Annotated in this window: 2 protein-coding genes; both read right to left on the bottom strand. The window is 60.4% G+C overall.

Annotated features, from left to right (window positions below; genetic code table 11):
• Positions 1 to 116: 116 nt before the first annotated feature.
• Positions 117 to 3,038, bottom strand: a complete 2,922-nt coding sequence (locus AB4Z11_RS26415) for a ribonucleoside-diphosphate reductase subunit alpha (RefSeq protein ID WP_442028815.1) — start codon at positions 3,036 to 3,038, stop codon at positions 117 to 119.
• Between the two features lie 367 nt (positions 3,039 to 3,405).
• Positions 3,406 to 3,699 (bottom strand): helix-turn-helix domain-containing protein (locus tag AB4Z11_RS26410; protein ID WP_442028814.1); only part of this gene is annotated, 294 nt, incomplete at its 5' end.

Below are 3,699 nucleotides of genomic sequence, written 5' to 3'. Positions count from 1 at the left end.
TCCCAGGATAGCATTTTGTTGAGTTCCTTCTAATTAAGCTTTTAAACCCGAGGCGGAAACCAAGTGGCTGCCACGATGTGGCAGCCACTCGCCTCACGCCATTGGTTCTTATTGTATTACTGGCAGGCTTCGCATTCCTCGAAACCGTCGTCACCAGGACGCAGGTAGCAGGCGGCGCCTTCTTCCACTGCCGGAGCTGCCTCAACAGGAGCCGGAGCGGCCGGAGCGGCGTTCATGGCGGCCGGAGCATTGGCCGACACAGCGTTCAGCGCGCCGGTACGGGTGGTCGACTTCTCCATGTGCGACGCAGCGATGGTGCGCAGGTAGTAAGTGGTCTTCAGGCCGCGCAGCCATGCCAGCTTGTACGTCTCGTCCAGTTTCTTACCGGAAGCGCCAGCCATGTAGATGTTCAGCGACTGTGCCTGGTCGATCCACTTCTGGCGGCGCGAGGCAGCTTCCACCAGCCAGGTTGGCRAGATTTCGAAGGCGGTCGCATAGATATCGCGCAGGTCTTGCGGCACGCGGTCGATCTTGCTCAGGGAGCCGTCGAAATACTTCAGGTCGGCGATCATCACTTCGTCCCACAGTTCGCGGGCTTTCAGGTCGCGCACCAGGTAGGCGTTGATCTCGGTGAACTCACCGGACAAGTTCGACTTCACATACAGATTCTGGAAGGTCGGCTCGATGCAAGCAGACACGCCAATGATGTTCGAAATGGTTGCGGTCGGAGCGATCGCCACGCAGTTCGAGTTGCGCATGCCGAACTTGGCGATGCGCTCACGCACCGGCGCCCAGTCCATCGAGGCGGACAGGTCCTGCTCCAGGTAGCCGCCGCGCTGCTCAGCCAGCAGCTTGACGGAGTCCTGCGGCAGGATGCCGCGGTCCCACAGGGAACCCTTGTACGATTCGTACTGGCCGCGCTCTTCCGCCAGCTCGGTCGACGCCAGGTAAGCGTAGTAGCAGACCGCTTCCATCGAGGTATCGGCGAAAGCTACCGCTTCCTGCGAAGCGTAAGGCACGCGCATCATGTGCAGGCAGTCCTGGAAGCCCATCACGCCCAGGCCGACCGGACGGTGGCGCATATTCGCGTTGCGGGCCTTGTCGACAGCGTAGTAGTTGATGTCGATCACGTTRTCCAGCATGCGCATSGCGGTGCGGATGGTCTTCTSSAGCTTGRCGTGGTCCAGCTTGCCCTCTTTCATGTGGGCAGGCATGTTCACGGAACCCAGGTTGCAGACGGCGATTTCGTCGGCGTTGGTGTTCAGGGTGATCTCGGTGCACAGGTTCGAGCTGTGCACTACGCCCACGTGCTGCTGCGGCGAACGGATGTTGCAAGGATCTTTGAAAGTGATCCATGGGTGGCCGGTTTCGAACAGCATGGACAGCATCTTGCGCCACAGGTCCAGCGCTTCGATCTTCTTCCACACGCGGATTTCGCCGGCTTCCGCCTTGGCTTCATACGCCAGGTAGGCTTCTTCGAAGGCCTTGCCGACCTTGTCGTGCAGGTCCGGGCAATCCGATGGCGAGAACAGGGTCCAGTGCGACTTTTCCATCACGCGCTTCATGAACAGGTCCGGAATCCAGTTCGCGGTGTTCATGTCGTGGGTGCGGCGGCGGTCGTCGCCGGTGTTCTTGCGCAGGTCGAGGAATTCCTCGATGTCCATGTGCCAGGTTTCCAGGTAAGCGCAGACAGCGCCCTTGCGCTTGCCGCCCTGGTTCACTGCCACAGCGGTGTCGTTCACTACTTTCAGGAATGGCACCACGCCTTGCGACTTGCCGTTGGTGCCCTTGATGTGGGCGCCCAGTGCACGCACAGGGGTCCAGTCGTTACCCAGGCCGCCGGCGAACTTGGCCAGCAGTGCGTTTTCCTTGATGGCGTCGTAGATGCCTTCCAGGTCGTCGGACACGGTGGTCAGGTAGCAGGAAGACAGCTGGGAACGCAGAGTGCCCGAGTTGAACAGGGTCGGGGTCGACGACATGAAGTCGAAGGTCGACAGCAGGTTGTAGAACTCGATGGCGCGCGCTTCGCGGTTTTCTTCGTTCAGGGACAGGCCCATGGCGACACGCATGTAGAAAGCCTGCGGCATTTCGATGCGCACATCGCGCACGTGCAGGAAGTAGCGGTCGTACAGGGTTTGCAGGCCGATGTAGCCGAACTGCAGGTCGCGGTCGGCTACCAGGGCCTTGGCCAGCTTGGCCAGGTCGAACTTGGCCAGCTCAGGATTCAGCAGCTCGTTCTCGATACCCTTGGCGATGTATTTCGGGAAGTATTCGATGTATTCGGCGGCAGCTTTGGCTTGCGCGGTTTCCTTGCCGAAGACTTCCTTACGGATGGTGTGCAGCAGGATGCGGGCGGTCACTTGCGAGTAAGCCGGGTCCTTTTCCATCAGCGCGCGGGCAGCCAGGATGGCGGACTTGTGCAGCTCTTCGACCGGCACGCCGTCGTACAGGTTCTTGACGGTTTCAGCCAGGATAGCGTCGGCATCGACGTGCTTTTCCAGGCCGGAGCAAGCGGCGCCGATCAGGTCGCGCACTTCCTGCATCACCAGCGGACGGCGCACGCCGTTTTCGGTCACGCTGATTTGCGGTTCAGCGGCAGCGGTCGCGCCTTGTGCTTCCTTCTTCAGGCGGCGCTCTTCCATGTGCTTGGCGCGGTACAGCACGTAGGAACGTGCCACGTCGTGTTCGCCGGAGCGCATCAGGGCCAGTTCCACCTGGTCCTGCACGTCTTCGATGTGGAAAGTGCCACCGGATGGCTGGCGACGCACCAGGGCGTTCACCACGTTATTCGTGAGTTGCTCCACCAGTTCGCGGATGCGCGCGGACGCTGCACCCTGGCCGCCGTTCACGGCAAGGAAGGCCTTGGTCATGGCCACGGCGATCTTGGACGGCTCGAACGCCACCACCGCGCCGTTACGGCGGATGATGCGGTAGTCGCCCAGCGTGCTCGCCGGCGTGCTCAGGCCGCCAGCGTCAGCGCCTGCGGATACCGGTGCTTGTGGCACTGGGGTGATGGAGGTATCTTGAGTCGATTGCATTTTTGCTCCCACGATAACGCGTATTAGGGTTGTTTTCTTACGGCAACTACGACCACTACATCTAGTGAATCGGTTAAATCCATCCACTAATTGTAGTGACCGCTTCCGGCTCGCACAAGGCCAATTTTTTTCATGCCGGACAATATTTCTATTGACTTTTCATATCGCCGGAATTGACGGGCGATYGGCTGTGAGCAAGCACTAACTGCTTGAATTTATTGCTCAATAAGTAAGCAAAATTGTGCAGTGGCAGGATGTTGTGCGTTGGCAAAAACGCTACAGAATGGGCCTGGGAATTCGCCGGGGGACAGCATTATAAACCCATGGCGAGATGCGGGTGGCCGCCATGATGTGGCGGCCACCGGGTTTAAGTCTCGGGTTCCTGGATGTTCAGCTTCTGCATCTGGTAGCGCAACTGGCGGAAGCTGATGCCCAAAAGTTGAGCAGCCTGGGTGCGGTTGTAGCTGGTCTGCGCCAGCGCACGGATGATGATGTCGCGCTCGACTGCCGCCAGGTAGGCCGGCAGGTCACTTGGCAGGACGTCGAAGGCCGGCAGAGGCGGCATGGAGATGCCCGGCGCGGCTGCATCCGCAGGCGAAGAGACGGCAGCGAGCGGTGCGGCGGTGACTGCCTGCGCCGACGCGGCCGCACTCGCCGCGGG

Source organism: Pseudoduganella sp. RAF53_2, assembly GCF_052113985.1.
Taxonomy (GTDB): Bacteria; Pseudomonadota; Gammaproteobacteria; order Burkholderiales; family Burkholderiaceae_D; genus Rugamonas.
The sequence above is the reverse complement of the archived record's forward strand: the minus strand, read 5'-3'. Positions and strand labels throughout refer to the sequence as shown.